Annotated in this window: 12 protein-coding genes; 5 read left to right on the forward strand and 7 right to left on the reverse strand. The window is 68.5% G+C overall.

Going from position 1 to position 15,648, the window contains the following annotated elements; all coding sequences use genetic code 11:
* Positions 1-17 precede the first annotated feature (17 nt).
* From ACYVBN_RS08605 to ACYVBN_RS08620, 4 genes are all read left to right on the forward strand, one after another.
* Positions 18-341 carry a rhodanese-like domain-containing protein gene (locus tag ACYVBN_RS08605; protein ID WP_460600145.1) on the forward strand — a complete coding sequence of 108 codons (324 nt, stop codon included), beginning with the start codon at positions 18-20 and terminating at the stop codon, positions 339-341.
* A gap of 144 nt (positions 342-485) precedes the next feature.
* Complete coding sequence (locus tag ACYVBN_RS08610; RefSeq protein ID WP_460600146.1) at positions 486-1,763, forward strand: S53 family peptidase; 1,278 nt, start codon at positions 486-488, stop codon at positions 1,761-1,763.
* Between the two features lie 132 nt (positions 1,764-1,895).
* Complete coding sequence (locus ACYVBN_RS08615) at positions 1,896-3,575, forward strand: HAD family hydrolase (protein ID WP_460600147.1); 1,680 nt, start codon at positions 1,896-1,898, stop codon at positions 3,573-3,575.
* A gap of 190 nt (positions 3,576-3,765) precedes the next feature.
* On the forward strand, positions 3,766-4,962 hold the full coding sequence (locus tag ACYVBN_RS08620) for a calcium:cation antiporter (RefSeq protein ID WP_440283678.1): 1,197 nt from the start codon (positions 3,766-3,768) through the stop codon (positions 4,960-4,962).
* Positions 4,963-4,991: 29 nt separating this feature from the next.
* On the opposite strand, the gene ACYVBN_RS08625 is transcribed toward ACYVBN_RS08620, so the two are convergent.
* The 4 genes from ACYVBN_RS08625 to ACYVBN_RS08640 form a co-directional block, all read right to left on the reverse strand.
* Positions 4,992-6,143, reverse strand: coding sequence for a magnesium and cobalt transport protein CorA (locus ACYVBN_RS08625; RefSeq protein WP_440283679.1), 1,152 nt, complete (start codon positions 6,141-6,143; stop codon positions 4,992-4,994).
* A 95-nt stretch (positions 6,144-6,238) separates the two neighbouring features.
* Positions 6,239-7,657, reverse strand: a complete 1,419-nt coding sequence (locus ACYVBN_RS08630) for a class II fumarate hydratase (protein ID WP_460600148.1) — start codon at positions 7,655-7,657, stop codon at positions 6,239-6,241.
* 100 nt (positions 7,658-7,757) lie between these two features.
* Complete coding sequence (locus ACYVBN_RS08635; protein ID WP_460600149.1) at positions 7,758-10,130, reverse strand: glycoside hydrolase family 65 protein; 2,373 nt, start codon at positions 10,128-10,130, stop codon at positions 7,758-7,760.
* Between the two features lie 4 nt (positions 10,131-10,134).
* Positions 10,135-10,905, reverse strand: a complete 771-nt coding sequence (locus ACYVBN_RS08640; protein ID WP_460600150.1) for a beta-phosphoglucomutase family hydrolase — start codon at positions 10,903-10,905, stop codon at positions 10,135-10,137.
* 198 nt (positions 10,906-11,103) lie between these two features.
* On the opposite strand from ACYVBN_RS08640, the gene ACYVBN_RS08645 reads away from it, so the two are divergent.
* Positions 11,104-11,943, forward strand: a complete 840-nt coding sequence (locus ACYVBN_RS08645) for an aldo/keto reductase (RefSeq protein WP_440283692.1) — start codon at positions 11,104-11,106, stop codon at positions 11,941-11,943.
* Between the two features lie 62 nt (positions 11,944-12,005).
* On the opposite strand, the gene ACYVBN_RS08650 is transcribed toward ACYVBN_RS08645, so the two are convergent.
* From ACYVBN_RS08650 to ACYVBN_RS08660, 3 genes are read right to left on the reverse strand one after another with little or no spacing between them, the layout of a single operon-like run.
* Positions 12,006-12,881: an ECF transporter S component gene (locus ACYVBN_RS08650; RefSeq protein ID WP_440283683.1), complete on the reverse strand. Its 876-nt coding sequence runs from the start codon at positions 12,879-12,881 to the stop codon at positions 12,006-12,008.
* A 26-nt stretch (positions 12,882-12,907) separates the two neighbouring features.
* A complete protein-coding gene (locus tag ACYVBN_RS08655; RefSeq protein ID WP_460600151.1) occupies positions 12,908-14,527 on the reverse strand; it encodes an ABC transporter ATP-binding protein in 1,620 nt (539 codons plus the stop codon).
* Positions 14,524-15,648, reverse strand: a complete 1,125-nt coding sequence (locus ACYVBN_RS08660; protein WP_440283685.1) for a CbiQ family ECF transporter T component — start codon at positions 15,646-15,648, stop codon at positions 14,524-14,526. The genes ACYVBN_RS08655 and ACYVBN_RS08660 overlap by 4 nt, the downstream gene beginning before the upstream one ends.

Below are 15,648 nucleotides of genomic sequence, written 5' to 3' on the forward strand. Positions count from 1 at the left end.
TTTGGCAGGATCGAGCCATGAGCAAGAACACCGTGCCGGCCGAACTCGCCGACGATGCAGTCATTCTCGACGTCCGCCGGCAGGACGAATGGGATGCCGGCCACGCGCCCACCGCGGTGCACATCCCCTTCGAGGAGCTGCAGGCGCGGGTGGCCGAACTGCCTTCCACCGACGGTCCGATACCAGTCGTATGCCGTGGCGGCGGCCGGTCCTCACGCGCGGCGAAGTGGCTGAACGACAACGGCCACCAGGCGATCAACGTCGCCGGCGGGATGCAGGCGTGGCATGCCGAGGGCAAGCCGATGGAGGGCGCCTCCGGCGCCGAGCCGACCGTCATCTGAGCGGCGGCGCGGCGAGCAATCGCCCCCCGAGTCGCGAATGCTGCACGCAATAGCGCTCCACAACCCCGGCGATCGGCAGTATCTTGCCGAAACCCGCTGGTCGTCCGATCACACGCGGGACTTCCTTTCTCCTGAGGAGCGCCCATGAAGCGCAGCACGTCGATCAAGATCGCCCTCGCCACCGCAACCACCGCCGGACTCACGGTCTCGGCACTGCCGGCATACGCGGCCAGTCCGGCCGGTGGCCTCGACTACACGGTCCGGCCGATCGTGATGAAGTCGCATCTGGCCACCAGCGCGATCACCCCCGCACTGACCCCCGCCGAGTGCCTTGCACAGTCCGGTGGCACCTTCGCCTGCCAGACGCCGCAGAGCATCCGGGCGGCATACAACATCCCCGCCGCGATCAACGGGCAGCCCGCCGGGACCGGGCAGACCATCGTGATCGTCGATGCCTTCGGCAGCCCGACCGCCGCCTCCGATCTGGCCATCTTCTCCCAGCAGTGGGGTCTGCCGGCCGCGGATCTGACCATCCATTACCCCGGCGGCAAGCCGACCTGGAACGGGCGTGGCACCCAACTGGGCTGGGCACAGGAGACCTCCTTGGACATCCAGTGGGCGCACGCCGTCGCGCCGGGTGCCAAGATCGCTCTGGTCGTCGCCGCCAACGACCACGGCTCCTCGCTCGACAACGCCGTCCGGTATGCCGTCGACAACAAGCTCGGCAACGCGCTCTCGATGAGCTACGGCGAGGCCGAGAACCTCATCCACGGCAACAGCGCCCAGCAGAGTCAGGTGCACAAGACCTTCGCGAAGGCTGCCGCACAGGGCATGTCCGTCTTCGCGTCCTCGGCGGACGCCGGGTCGGACAACGGTGCCGGCTACGAGAACTTCGCCCTGCCCGCAGCCGACCCGCTGGTGACCGCCGTCGGCGGCACCAACCTGTATGTCGGCAGCGGCCTGGCCGAACCCCGCGAAACCGTCTGGGGCGACTACGCGAACTGCCCGACCAACTGCGCGGACGGACCGATCGGCGCGACCGGCGGCGCGCCCAGCCTGCTCACCGCCAAGCAGGGGTCGGACGTCGCCTACAACGCCAGCGTCTACACCGGCGTGCTGACCTACCTGGGCATGATGGGCGGTGACAACAACGGCTTCTACTACTTCGGCGGCACCTCCGCCGGGTCGCCGCAGTGGGCCGGCATCGCCGCGGACATCGACCACGCCACCGGCGCGAAGCTGGGCAGTGTGAACAACTACGCCCGCAGCTGGGCCGGCAGCGGTCTGCTCTACGACGTCACCGAGGGCAGCAATTCCACACCGACGTTCCACGGGGGCTACTCGGCCACTACCGGCTGGGACTCCCCGACCGGGTGGGGCACGCCGGACGTCGGCGCGATCATCGACTCGCTGACCAGGTGAGCGACCGACCCCGCTGGGTCGCGGCCGGCCGCACCGTGGGCCGCAACTTCGTCGGCTGAAGCGACCACACGGGCCATCGGCGCGCAGTAACGTCGATGGGCCCGCTTCCCGTCACTTCCCCGGAGATGAAACATGCATCGTCGTGCAGCCACGATCGCTGCGATCACGGTCGCAGCAGCCGCACCCGCCTTCGCGCTGGCACCCACGGCCGGCGCGGACACGGGTCACCGGTCCCACGGACCGCAGCTGACCCAGCACCACGCGGTCAAGTCGCTGTCCTCATGGACCGACAAGCAGCTCACCCCGCGGTCCCACTTCACCATGGCACCCGACGGCTCCAGCGGGAAAACCCAAGGCGGAGAAGGCATTCCGAACATCGACTCGGTGAAGTCGACCATCCGCACCTACTACAACGCCGGTTCGGACGGCATCGCGAGCAAGACCTCCTCGCCATACATCGCGCAGATGAACTCGATCGTCGCCACGCAGGAGAAGAAACTCGCCGCCCTCTATCGACAGAGCCGCGCGCACGGCAAGAAACCGGCGATCGTCTTCGACGCCGACGACACGACGCTGATGACCTATGACATGGAGGACGGCGCCATGCACTTCAACTTCGATCCTGCGCTGCAGGACGAGTGGGTGCAGGACCAACGATTCCCGGCGACGCCGGCCATGGTCGGCTTCGTCAAGGCCGCGCAGGACGCCGGCTTCACGATCTTCGGGCTCACCGGCCGCAACGACGACCAGAAGGCGGCGACCGTCGCCAACCTGAACAAGGTCGGCTACACCGGGTTCACCGCCGACCGGTTCTACACGAAGTGGACCGGCAATGGTGACAGCCAGCAGCCGTCATACATCACCTGCGCGGCCGCGAAGTGCACGACCGTGGAGTTCAAGGCCGGCACGCGCAAGCACATCGAGTCGCTGGGCTATGACATCGCGCTCAACGTCGGTGACCAGTTCTCCGACCTGCAGGGCGGGTATGCCGACCACACCCTGAAGCTGCCCAACCCGACCTATTACCTGCCCTCCCCCGACCTGCCCGGCGTTCACGAGCCATGGTTGGCGCCACGCACCCACTTCACCATGAAGGCCGACGGCTCCAGCGGGAAAACCCAAGGCGGCGAAGGGATCCCGAACATCGACTCGGTGAAGTCGACGATCCGCACCTACTACAACGCGGACGCGAACGGCATCGCGAACAAGACCTCCTCGCCATACATCAGTGAGATGCAGCGGATGACGTCACGCATCACGCCCGCGCTGACCGCCGCGTGCACGTTCGGGAGCATCTTCGGCGCCAAACCGGCCATCGTGCTCGACGCCGACGACACCACGCTGATGACCTACGACATGGAGGACGGGGCGATGAAGTTCAACTTCAACCCCACGCTGCAGGACGTCTGGGTGCAGGGCAAGCTGTTCCCCGCGACCCCGGGCATGGTCGGCCTGGTCAACGCCGCGAAGAAGTCCGGATGCACGCTGATCGGGCTCACCGGCCGTAACGACGACCAGAAGGCCGCGACGATCGGCAACCTCGCGGACGTCGGTTACCAGGGCTTCACCGAGCCGAACTACTACACCAAGTGGACCGGCAAGGGCGCCAGCCAGCAGCCGTCCTACATCCACTGCGCGACGGCGAAGTGCACGACGATCGAATACAAGTCGCAGACCCGTGCCCACGTCGAGTCCCGCTCCGGTGGCGACTACACCGTCATCGCCAACTTCGGCGACCAGTTCAGTGACCTGATCGGCGGGCACGCGATCGTGCCGATCAAGCTGCCCAACCCGACGTACTACCTGCCGTAAACCAGCACCCCTTCCACCGAGCGGACACGAAACGCACTGAGCGGACACGAAAACCACCGCCATCACGGCCGGTTTTCGTGTCCGCTCGGTGTTGATGGTGTCCGCTCGGTGTAGGGGGGTGCCCGCTCGGCGGGAGGGCCGCGCCGCTCGGCGGGAGGTGGCGCGGAGAGGATCCCGGATAATGGCTCGGGTGAACCCGACTCGACTGCGCACCGTGCTGGCCCGCTGGAACGTCTGGCTCCCGATCCTGGCATTGCTGCCATTGCCCTTCACCTGGGGTGAACACATCGGCCCGGCCTGGATCGTCATCGTCGCGGTGCTGCTCGGCGCCTCGGTGCTGGCGGCGGTGCACCACGCAGAGGTGGTCGCACACAAGGTCGGTGAACCGTTCGGGTCGCTCGTGCTCGCCGTGGCGGTGACCGTCATCGAGGTCGCGCTGATCGTGACGCTGATGGTCAGCGGCGGCGCCGACGCCAACACCCTCGCCCGGGACACGGTCTTCTCCGCCGCCATGCTGACCTGCAACGGCATCGTCGGGGCGTCACTACTCGCCGGCGCCATCCGGCATCACACGGTGACGTTCAATGCCGAGGGCACCGGCGCGGCGCTGGCGTGCGTGCTGACCCTGGCCACCATGTCGTTGGTGCTGCCCAACTTCACCTCCAGTGTGTCCGGCCCGGAGTTCTCGGGGTCGCAACTGGCCTTCGCCGCCGTTGCGTCACTAGCGCTCTACGGGCTCTTCGTCGTGACCCAGACCGTGCGGCACCGAGACTTCTTCCTGCCGGTGCGACGCGAGGACTACCGCCCGCTGGCGCGCAACGGATCCGGTGCTCGAACCCCGGCGCGTATGTCGGACTCGCCGGCGACCGATGCCGCCGGCGACGACCCCGCGACCCAGGAGTACGACGGCGAGCACGCGGCCCCGCCCAGCAATCGTGCCGCGCTGCAGAGCCTGGCGCTGCTGATGGTCTCGCTCATCGCGGTCGTCGGCCTGGCCAAGGTCGAGTCCAAGCCCATCGAGGACGGCGTGCGCGCTCTCGGCCTGCCGCATTCCTTCGTCGGGGTGATCATCGCGCTGCTGGTCCTGGCGCCCGAGACGCTGGCCGCGGTCAACGCCGCCCGGCGGGACCGCGTGCAGATCAGCCTCAATCTCGGCTACGGGTCGGCGATGGCCTCGATCGGGCTGACCATCCCGGTCATCGCGGTGGCCTCCATCTGGTTGCCGACGGACCTGCACCTCGGTCTGGGCAGCACCCAGATCGTGCTGCTCGGTCTCACCGCCGCCGTTGGGATCCTCACCGTGGTGCCGGGGCGTGCCACGCGACTGCAGGGCGGCATACATCTGCTGCTGACGGCGGCGTTCATCTTCCTGGCGGCGAACCCCTGACGCCGGTCGAGTAGCGGTTCTGCAAGCTGCTACAGCCACTTTCGTTTGCGGAAGACGACGAACAGCACGCAACAGACCACCAGCATCAGGAAGATGCCGTAGGGATAACCGAGTGCCCAGTGCAGCTCGGGCATCTCGTCGAAGTTCATCCCGTAGATGCCGCTGATCAGCGACGGCGCGAAGAGGATGGCCGCCCAGGCGGAGATCTTCTTGACCTCGTCGTTCTGCTCCATGCCCGCCTCCGCGAGCCGGCGCATCTCTTCGTTCTGGGTCTGCGCGACGAGGGTGGCATTGAGGGTGAGTATGTCGGCGAGATTGCTGCGGAAACCGTCGACCCTCTCCACCACGCTCGTCGCATGGTCGGCGACGTCGCGCAGGTTGCGCCGCAGCTCCTCGTCGGTGCCGTACTTGTCGAAGCCGGCCTCCAGGCCACGCACGATCTGCAGCAGCGGCTTGGTGGCGCGCTGCAGCTCGGCGACCTCGCGGGACAGCTGGTAGATGCGCCGTGACACGGCAGGATCGGACTCGAAGACCTGGTTCTCGATCTCGTCGATGTCGTTCTCCAGGCCGGCGATCACCGGCGCGTAGCGGTCCACGACGAAGTCGATCATCGCGTAGAGGACCGCTTCCGGCCCGCGCGCCAGCAAGTCGGGGTCGCCCTCCAGCCGCTCGCGCACCACGGACAACCGCGGCCGGTCGGTATGGCGCACGGTCAGCACGAAATCCGGGCCGATGAAGATGTGCAGCTCCCCGATCTGCACGGTCTCGGACTCGTCCAGGTAGATCGCCGGGCGCAGCACGACGAAGAGCGTCTCGTCATACCGCTCGAGCTTGGGCCGCTGGTGCGCGACGATGGCGTCCTCGACGGCCAACGGGTGGAGGTCGAAAACCTCTGCCATGTCGTTGATCTGAGCCTCGGTCGGGTGGACCAGCCCGATCCAGGCCATCGGTTCGTCGGGCTCGCGCAGCCGGTGCATGGCCTCTCGCAGCGACCGGGGCGCCTCCACTCGGTGCCCGTTGCAGTAGATGGCCTTCTCCACCACCGATGCCTCGACGGGGACGTCGTCGCCCGACCGGCGCGGCTGCAGGATGCGCTCGGGCGCGTCGTCGCGTGCCGCCGCGCCGACGGCCGCGGGCAGCGCGGCCGTCGCACGGAAGGCGCGGTTCCTCCAGTTCGGCACGTTCAGAGCCTACTTCGCGGGACACCGCGTCTGGCGAGTGACGCACGTAGCGGCGAGTGACGCAGTTGCAGGTGCGTCAGTCGGCGGAAAGTGCGTCAGTCGCGATCGTGCGGCCGGGCCATCGCCAGCACGTCGAGCGCCCGGTCCAGGTCGGACTCGCTGATCGAGCCGTCCTCCAGGTGGCCGCGCTCGATCACCACCTCGCGGATGGTCTTGCCCTCCTTCAGCGACTGCTTGGCGATGGTGGACGCCTCGTCATACCCGACGTAGTGGTTCAGCGGGGTGACGATCGACGGGGACGACTCGGCGAACTCCCGGCACCGGTCGACGTTGGCCTCGATGCCGCTGACACAGCGGTCGGCGAAGAGCACGCTGACGTTGGCCAGGATCTCGATCGACTGCAGCAGGTTGTCGGCGATCACCGGCAGCATCACGTTGAGCTCGAAGTTGCCGGCGGCGCCACCCCACGCGACGGCGGCATCATTGCCGACCACCTGCGCGGCGACCTGGCACACCGCCTCTGCCAGCACCGGATTGACCTTGCCGGGCATGATCGAGCTGCCCGGCTGCAGGTCGGGCAGGAAGATCTCGGTGAGACCGGTCCGCGGTCCCGAGCCCATCCACCGGATGTCGTTGGCGATCTTCGTCATACTGACGGCGATCGTGCGCAGCACACCGGACAACTCCACGAGCGCGTCGCGTGCTCCCTGCGCCTCGAAGTGGTCGGCAGCTTCGGTCAGCGGCAGGTCCATGTCGTGCGCGAGCCGCGAAATCACCTCGGCCGCAAGGCCTTCGGGTGCGTTGATGCCGGTGCCGACCGCCGTCCCGCCCAGCGGCAACGACCCGACCCGCGGCAGCGCATCCTGCAGGCGCGACACCCCGAGCCGGATCTGAGCGGCGTAGCCGCCGAACTCCTGGCCAAGCGTCACCGGAGTCGCATCCATCAGGTGTGTGCGTCCCGACTTGACCACGTCCACGAACTCGGTCGCCTTGCCCTCCAACGCTTCCGCGAGATGCTCCAGTGACGGCACCAGCTTGCGGACCACCGCCCGCGTCGCGGCGATGTGTATGGCGGCAGGGAACTGATCGTTGGAGGAGAACGGGTCGTTGACGTCGTCGTTGGGATGCACCGGCTCCCCCAGTGCTTCCTGGGCGAGGGTCGCGATGACCTCGTTGGCGTTCATGTTCGAGGAGGTGCCCGAGCCGGTCTGGAAGACATCGATGGGGAACTCCGCGTCCCAGGTCCCCCGTGCGACGTTCGCGGCGGCGTCGTGGATCGCCCGCGCCTTGTCCTGGTCGAGCATGCCCCGATCGGCGCGGATCAGCGCCGCACATCCCTTGATCGATGCCAGAGCGCCGATCAGCTCACGCTCGATCGGCTTGCCCGAGATCGGGAAGTTCTCCACGGCGCGCTGCGTCTGAGCGCGCCATTTGGCGTCGACCGGCACCTCGACATCGCCCATCGAGTCGTGCTCGGTGCGCGTTGCATTGTGTGAATCGCCTTGTGTCGTCATTGTTTTCGGCTCCCGTCGCTGACGTATGCCGAAGGCGGATCTCCATTGATCAGCCGTCCCCGGCTCGACCACCAGTCTGCCACCCGTCCGCCGCCACGGATCAGCCGCCCGACCCGGCCCGGATCGGCGCCCGGCCGATCGGTTGTTCCGGGCGCGGCGTGATCGGGTTGGGCGCCTTCGTCGCCCGGGACGTCGGCCTGCCGGACCGCAGGGTGAACTTGCGGCCGTAGTGCTGCACGGTCGTGTGGGCATCCGGCCCGTCCTCGAGCTGGTAGGTGGTCCGCTCGTGGGTGATCTCGACCCGGACCTTGCAGCCCTGCCAGCGCAGGGTGAACGCCAGTCGCTCGATCCCCTCGGGCAGTGCCGGCGCGAAGCTCAACTGGCCGTGGTGGTCCCGCATGCCGCCGAAACCGCAGACCAGCGCGAGCCAGGCACCGGCCAGCGACGCGACGTGCACGCCGTCCTTGGTGTTGTGTTCCAGGTCGTGCAGGTCCATCAACGCCGCCTCGGTCGCGTAGTCGTGCGCCAGGTCGACGTGTCCGACCTCAGCCGCGATGATCGCCTGCGTGCAGGCCGACAACGACGAGTCACGGGTGGTGAGCGGTTCGTAATAGGCGAACGCCCTGGCCTTCTGCGCAATGGTGAATTCGTCGCCACACCAATGCATTGCAAGGATCAGGTCGGCCTGCTTGATGACCTGCCGCGGATAGATGGCGACATACGGGTAGTGCAGCAGCAGCGGATAGCTCTTGCTGTCGAAGGTCTCCTGGAAGTCCCAGACCCGGTGCTGGGTGAAGTCGGCGTCCTGCATGTGTACGTCGCGTTCGGAATCGTAGGGCACCGCGATCGTCTCGACGGCCGCCCACCAGTTCGCGCGCTCCGACTCGGTCACCTTCAGTTCCTTGGCATCCTTCGGCCACCGCTCCACGACCTCGGCGGCATACCGCATGTTCCGGGCCGCCATCAGGTTGGTGTAGAGGTTGTCGTCGACGACGGCGCTGTATTCGTCCGGCCCGGTGACGCCGTCGATGTGGAACCTGCCGTCGTCGCCGTGATAGCCGAGGTTCGCCCACAACCGCGCCGTACGCACCAGCAGCGGCAGTGCAACCTCACGGTCGAACTCCTCGTCGTTGGTCCAGTAGACGTAGCGGGCCGCGGCGACCGAGATGGCGGCGTTCACATGGAACGCCGCCGTGCCCGCCGGCCAGTACGCCGAGCACTCCTGTCCGCGGATCGTCCGCCAGGGGAAGGTGACACCGCCCAGCTTGAGGGTGTCGGCGCGTTCCTCGGCCAGGTCCGCGATCGACAGCCGCCACCTCAGCGCGTCACGGGCGGCCTGCGGTGCGGTGGCGGTGAGCACGGGCAGCACATACATCTCGCTGTCCCAGAAGCAGTGCCCGTCGTACCCGGGGCCGGTCAGCCCCTTCGCCGGTATGGCGCGCCCCTCCGCCCGGGCGCCGGCCTGCAGCACGTGCCACAGGCCGAAACGGACGGCCTGCTGGATGACCGGGTCGCCGTCGACCTCGACGTCGGCGCCGTCCCAGAACTCGTCCAGGTAGCGGCGCTGCTCGCTGACCAGGTTGTCCCAACCGGTGTGCAACACGGCGGACAGCGCCGCATCCACCTGGTCGCGCAACGCCGGCAAGGTGCGCTGCGAACTCCATCCGTAGGCAACGAACTTGGTGAGGCCGACTGTCTCGCCCGGCTGCAATTCGGTGCCGACCGTGGTGCGGGTCCAGTCCGGTTGCACGTAGGTGTTGCTGTGGAAGTCGTTCTCGCCGTGGATCTGGTGGTCACACGCAACGGCAACCCGCAGCCTGCTGCGGCGGGTGCGGTGGATCATCGAGGACCGGTTGCCACTGTTGGTGGCCTCCTCCGGCTCCAGCGGATCCTTCAGCGCGGCCGCCACCCGGGGATCCTTGGATGCCACGACGAGGTTCTCGTTGGCGACCATCTCCGACTGCATCACGATGCGGACCGGCTTGTTGACCGCCTCGACGGAGTAGCGGATGCCGAGGATCGCGCGCTGGGTGAACGAGACCAGTCGGGTGGACCGGATGTGCACCTGGGTGCCCGCGGTCGTCTCCCAGATCAGGTCCCGGTGCAGCAACCCCTCGCGTAGGTCGAGCGTGCGTTCCTGGTGCCGCACCACCCCGTAGCGCAGGTCGAGCGGCTGGTCATCGACCAGCAGCCGGATGATCTTGCCGTCGGTGACGTTGACGATCGTCTGCCCCTCCTCGGGGTAGCCGTAGCCCGCTTCGGCATACGGCAGCGGCCGCTCCTCGTAGAACGAGTTGAGGTAGGTGCCCAGTAGGCCGTTCGGGGTGGATTCGTCGTAGTTGCCGCGCACCCCGATGTGACCGTTCGCGAGCGCGAAGACCGACTCGGACTGCGCGAGATTGCCCGGGTGGACACCGAGTTCGCGCACCCGCCACGGCTCGACGGTGAACTCGCTCTTGGCGTTGTCGGTCATCGCATCAGTCCTTCTGCCCGGAGAGCCCGGCATGGTCAGTGGACGCAGCGGGGTCGACGAGTTCCGCGAGGTCGCGCACGACGACGTCGGCGCCGCTTCGCCGCAACGCGTCCGCGTGTCCGACGCGGTCGACCCCCACCACGAAGCCGAAGTCTCCGGCCCGGCCGGCAGCGACACCGGACACGGCGTCCTCGAAGACGGCCGCCTGATCCGCCGAGGCACCCACGAGTTCCGCGCCGGCGAGGAACGAGTCCGGAGCGGGTTTGCCCGGGATGTGCTGCTCGCCGAGCGTCACCCCGTCGACGCGTCCCTCGACATACCGGTCGAGACCGGTGACCTCGAGCACCATCCTGGTGTTGGCGCTGGACGACACCACGATCCGGTGCAGCCCGTGCTCTCGGGCGAGCTGCAGGTAACGTCGGCTGCCTTCGTAGACCTCGACGCCGTTGCGCTCGATCTCGGCCTGCAACCTGTCGTTCTTCCGGTTGCCGAGCCCCCACACCGTTTCGGCGTCACCGCCGTCGTTCGGTGCCCCGTTCGGCAGGTGTATGTCGCGGGAGGCGAGGAAGTCGCGGACGCCGTCCTGGCGTGGTTTGCCGTCGACATACCGGTTGTAGTCGTCCTCGGTGAACGGCCGGAAGTCCTTGCCGTCCCGCGTTTCCAGATAGGCGTCGAACATCTGCTTCCACGCCGTGCGATGGACACTGGCTGTGTCGGTCAGCACCCCGTCCAGGTCGAAGAGGCAGGTGGTGATGGAGTCCGGCAGTCCAAGCATCGAACGCTCCTTGGTCGCGTCGGCAGTTCGTTCGTCGAGGGCGCCCGGCCGTCGGGGCTTCCTGGCAGGTTAGCCCGGGGGCACCGGCGCACCAGGGATATCCACTGCAGTGTCCGGGCATGCGCCGGAGCACCCTGCACGAGAGTGAATTCTCGTCGCCGGCCGCTGACCGCCGGCCGGGCCGCGCGTAGCGTGGGAGTGGTGACTACTCCGACATACACCCTGAACGACGGCACCAGCCTGCCCGCGATCGGCTTCGGGACCTACCCGCTGAAGGGCGAGGAGGGCACGATCGCGATCAAGAGCGCGCTCGACACCGGCTACCGGCTGCTCGACACGGCAGTGAACTATGAGAACGAATTCGACGTCGGCGAGGCCTTGCGACGCTCCGGTGTGCCGCGCGACGAGGTGCGCATCCAGAGCAAGATCCCCGGCCGCCATCACGGGTATGACGATGCACTCGCGTCGATCCGCTCCTCGCTGGAGGCTCTGCGGGTGGACCGGATCGACGTGCACCTCATCCACTGGCCGAACCCCAGCGTCGACAAGTACGTCGAGGCGTGGCGCGCGCTGGTCACGGCGCAGCAGGAGGGGATGGTCTCCACGATCGGTGTCTCCAACTTCACCGCGCAGCAGCTGGACCGGATCATCGGCGAAACCGGGGTGTCCCCGGCGGTCAACCAGATCGAGCTGCACCCCTATTTCCCACAGGTCGAGATGCGCGCGGCCAACGCCGAGCGCGGGATCCGGACGGAGGCGTGGAGCCCGATGGGCAAGCGGCAGGCGCCGTTCGGCGAAGCGCCGGTGGCCGGTGCAGCCCGCGCGCACGATGTCACCCCGGGCCAGGTCATCCTGCGCTGGCACCACCAGCTGGGCTCGTTGCCGCTGCCGAAGTCCGCGACACCGCGGCGGCAGAAGACCAACCTGGACATTTTCGGCTTCGAGCTGTCCGATGCCGAGATGGACGCGATCACGGCGCTGGGTCGCCCCGACGGGCGGCTCTTCGGCGGCGACCCTGACACCCACGAGGAGATGTAACCGCGCCCACGTCTCGCCGAGACTCCGCCCCAGCATCGCGGTGCGTCTCGGCAACGGGGCGGTCAAGCGTCGCTGCGGATGGGGTCGTATGACGCCCTGCGGGCGGCGCGGCGCAGCACCACCAGCACCGGACGGCCGAGCACGGCGATCGCCACGGCATTGGTGATGGCGCGGCCGGTGTCCCACCCGCCGGTGGAGGTCACCAGCGTGTAGACGCCGAATCGGTGCAGATTGTCCAGCAGCGAATCCGCAGGGACGAAGGCCAGGTTCGCGTGCCCGGAGATGTCGGTGCCAGCGAGGAACGGCCAGGTGTAGAGGTTCATCAGCGCACCGAAGAGGTATGCCGCAATCACCCCGTAACCGATCAGCATCGCGAGCTCACGGCGACCGCGGAGCCGTCGTGGCAACAACCCGGCGCCCATCCCGATCCAGGCGGAGCAGAGCATCTGGAAGGGCAGCCAGGGCCCCACGCCCGCGGTGATCAGCGCTGACGCGAAGAGCGAGGTGCAGCCGAGCACGAAGCCGAATCCCGGTCCGAAGACCCGGCCGGCGAGGATCAGCAGGAAGAAGACCGTCTCGATCCCACCGGTGCCGCCGCCCGTCGGACGCAGCGCGGCGTCCACCGCGGACAGCACTCCGAGCATCGCCAGCGCCTTGGAATCCATTCCGCCGTCGGCGAATTCGGCAAGCACGACGAAGACCAGCAGCGGAAGCGTCACCGCGAAGATGATCGGTGCATCGGTGACGTGGCCCGTGCCCGACCCCGCATGGTGCACCAGCAACGGCCAGCAGAACATCGCCAGTCCGGCGACGCTGATCAGCGCCAGCACCAGCGCCGAACGTGCGCGCAACGGGACCGCGTGACCACCGAGCGTGGCCACCAGGTCGTGCCCGTCGCGCGCCGACATCGGCCGTTGCTCGACGACTTGCTGGTTCATGGCCTGCTGCTTGGCGGCCTGCTGTTTCACGGTTGGCCCCCGAGCGCCGCGGCGACATCGTCGACGGTGAGGAACGCCTGAGGGGCCAGCACTTTGGCCACCTGCGGCGCAAAGATCGGTGACGACGCCACCACGTCGGCGGTCGGACCATCGGCGATGACGTCACCGTCGGCGAGCACGACCACCCGGTCGGCCGCCCCGGCCACGAACTCCACGTCGTGGGTGGCCACCAGCACGGCGTGCCCTTCACCCGCGAGCGTGTCGAGCTGCCGGGCGAGCAGTTCCTTGGCCCGGTAGTCCAACCCGCGGGTTGGCTCGTCCAGCAGCAGGACTCGCGGGCGAGCAGCCAGCTGGATCGCCAGCACGAGCGAAAGACGTTGTCCTTCGGACAGATCCCGCGGGTTCTGCCGGTCGTCGATGCCGGGCGCGATCCGGTCCAGAAGGGCGCGCGCGCCGGGACCCGCCGCGGCGCACTCCTCCCCGACCGTCTCCCAGTAGAGCAGGTCGGCGGCGGTCTGCGGCACCAACCCGATCGCGGCCGACTCGGCCGAGCTGCGCCGCCGGTTCCTCGACGCGGTCTCGACGCCGTCGACCAGCACCGAACCCGCGGCGCGTGGCCCGCTGCCCTGCAAGGCCCACAGCAGCGACGACTTCCCCGACCCGTTGCGCCCCATCAGCGCGGTGACCGTGCCGGCGGCCAACCGCAGCCCGATCTCGCGTACCGCCACGCGGTCGCCATACCGGACGGTCACCCCGTCGGCCCGCAACAGCACCTCACCGGGCGAACGCGTACGCTGCGGCGGCGACCCGAGCCGCTCGCGCAACGGCCGCGCGGCTCGCCGGGCGTCACGCACCGACAACGGCAGCGGCGACCACGAGCACAGCCGGCCGAGTTGCACCACCGGTGGCGCTACCGGCGCGTCGATCATCATCGTCGCTGGGTCACCGCCGCGGACGATGCCGTCACCCGGCAGGGTGATCACCGAATCGGCATACTGCACAGCGCGTTCCAGCCGGTGCTCGGCCATCACGACGGTCGTGCCGAGGTCGTGCACCAGCCGGGTGATCGCGGCGAGCACCTCCTCGGCGGATCCGGGGTCGAGTGCCGATGTCGACTCGTCCAGCACCAACACCTTCGGCGCGGTCACCAGTGCCGCCCCGATCGCGACGCGTTGCTGCTGGCCGCCGGACAGCGTGGCCAGCGATCGGCGACGCAGCGCGGCAATGCCGAGCAGGTCGAGGGTCTCCTCGACGCGCTTGCGCATCGTGGCCGGTGCAACACCCAATTGCTCCATGCCGTAGGCGAGTTCGTCCTCAACGGTGTCCGCCACGAATCCGGCGAGCGGGTCCTGGCCGACCCGGCCGACGACGTCGGCCATCTCACGGGGCGGGTGGTCCCTGGTGTCCATCCCGGAGACGACGACCCGACCCGACAGCCGGCCTCCGGTGAAGTGCGGCACCAGCCCGTTGACGGCACCGAGCAGGGTCGACTTCCCGACGCCGGTGCGCCCGACGACCAGGGCGAGTTCGCCCTCGTCGATCTGCAGGTCGACGTGCGCCAGTGCGGCAGCCGTGCCGCCGGCCGGTCCCGGGTCGCCGGCGGGCGCACCCTCGTAACGCACCGACACGTCGTGCAGCTCGATCATGCCGCCACCTCCTCCGTCGCATCCTGTATGACGCTGGGCGGCGACACGACGGCGGCCAGCAGGCCGATGACGGCAGCGACCAGCGGCAGCAGGTCGACGATCGGCCACTGCGCAGGGGTCGTGGAGGTGTTGAGGTGTGCCGGCGTGATCTGTGCCGCCAGGATCATCAACGCCCCGGCGGCCAGACCACTGGCGGCCACGGCGCAACCAACCACCCCGAACGGATCCACGCGGTAGCGGGTGACCGCGCGCTCACGCGAGGAGCAGAGCAGCCCCAGTGCGGCGAGCGCCACCCCGAGCACGAACGCCGGCCACCGGAAGAGTGTCGGTGCGCGGTCGTCCAGGACACCGAAGATGCCGATGCAGACGGCGATCAGGCCGGCCAGTGTCAGCACGCCGAGGATCCGGCGGGTCCGCTTCGGCGTCGAGCCGCGACGCCCGTAGCCTCGCGAATCCATCGCTGCCGCGAGCAGCAGTGAGCGGTCCAGCGCATCGGCCAGCACCGGGACGATGACTCGGCGCACGACGTGCCACTTGCCACCATCGGCGTCGGCCCGCAGACGCTGCGCTCGGCGCACCCGTCGGATGCTGTCCGCCAGCTGCGGGAAGACCGAGACGGCGACGACCACCACCGTGCCGATGTCGTAGAGGCTGATGGGTACCACCTTGAGCAGTCGCTTCGGGTTCGCCAGTGAGTTGGCCGCGCCGATGCAGATGATCATCGCGGCGAGCCGCAGGCCGTCATACAAACCGTCGAGCAGGTCGGACAGGTGCACCGGGCCGAGCAGTGAGACGCCGGCAGCCCACTGCGGCAAGGGGATTCGCGGCAGGTCCAGCACCACGGGCCCGGCGCCGGCCGCGCCGAGCAAGCACCGGAAGGCGACCCGCACGACGACGACGAAGAGTCCGAGCAGCAGGTAGAGCCGCAGCGATCGCGACCACGGCGCATTGCCGCGGCGCAGGACGACCACGAAGCAGGAGACCCCGATCAGCAGCAGCAACAACAGCGGGTTGGTGGTGAACGACGCCGCCACCGCCAGTCCGATCGCCCACAACCACCAGGCGACCGGATGGACCGGTGCGGGCAGCCGTGTCGCCCTGGTGGGATGTCTCGGATCCAC

The organism is Flexivirga lutea, from assembly GCF_054778955.1.

Coding starts and splice junctions, on each gene's coding strand:
- ACYVBN_RS08605 (WP_460600145.1), top strand. CDS start 18: ATGAGCAAGAACACCGTGCCGGCCGAACTCGCCGACGATGCAGTCATT.
- ACYVBN_RS08610 (WP_460600146.1), top strand. CDS start 486: ATGAAGCGCAGCACGTCGATCAAGATCGCCCTCGCCACCGCAACCACC.
- ACYVBN_RS08615 (WP_460600147.1), top strand. CDS start 1,896: ATGCATCGTCGTGCAGCCACGATCGCTGCGATCACGGTCGCAGCAGCC.
- ACYVBN_RS08630 (WP_460600148.1), bottom strand. CDS start 7,657: ATGACGACACAAGGCGATTCACACAATGCAACGCGCACCGAGCACGAC.
- ACYVBN_RS08635 (WP_460600149.1), bottom strand. CDS start 10,130: ATGACCGACAACGCCAAGAGCGAGTTCACCGTCGAGCCGTGGCGGGTG.
- ACYVBN_RS08640 (WP_460600150.1), bottom strand. CDS start 10,905: ATGCTTGGACTGCCGGACTCCATCACCACCTGCCTCTTCGACCTGGAC.
- ACYVBN_RS08650 (WP_440283683.1), bottom strand. CDS start 12,881: ATGAACCAGCAAGTCGTCGAGCAACGGCCGATGTCGGCGCGCGACGGG.
- ACYVBN_RS08655 (WP_460600151.1), bottom strand. CDS start 14,527: ATGATCGAGCTGCACGACGTGTCGGTGCGTTACGAGGGTGCGCCCGCC.